We start from the raw sequence: 383 nt of genomic DNA on the forward strand, positions 1-383 counted from the left end.
CGCTTCGGGTGTGCCTTCCTGGTCGATTTGGCCTTGAGACATGACGACGACGCGATCGGAAATCGACAGCGCTTCTTCCTGGTCGTGCGTGACAAAGAGCGTCGTGATTCCTAACTGCTGCTGAATGCGGCGAATTTCGTTTCGCAGTTGCAGGCGCACTTTGGCATCGAGGGCTGAGAGGGGTTCGTCTAAGAGCAAAACGTGCGGCTCGATCGCCAATGCCCGCGCCAGAGCGACTCGCTGCTGCTGTCCGCCTGAAAGCTGGTGCGGATAGCGATCGCCCTTATCCCCTAGTCCGACTAGCTCCAGCATTTCACTGACGCGCATTCGCTGCTGCGATCGCGCCATCCGCTTTACCCGCAGGCCAAAGGCGATATTCTGGC

Annotated in this window: 1 protein-coding gene; it reads right to left on the minus strand. The window is 59.0% G+C overall.

Annotated features, from left to right (window positions below):
- Positions 1-383, minus strand: a 383-nt coding sequence (locus D7Y13_RS44920) for an ABC transporter ATP-binding protein (RefSeq protein ID WP_120631189.1), incomplete at both ends; no start/stop codon positions are given.

The sequence above is a fragment of the Corallococcus praedator genome (genome assembly GCF_003612125.1).
GTDB classification, from domain to species: domain Bacteria; phylum Myxococcota; class Myxococcia; order Myxococcales; family Myxococcaceae; genus Corallococcus; species Corallococcus praedator.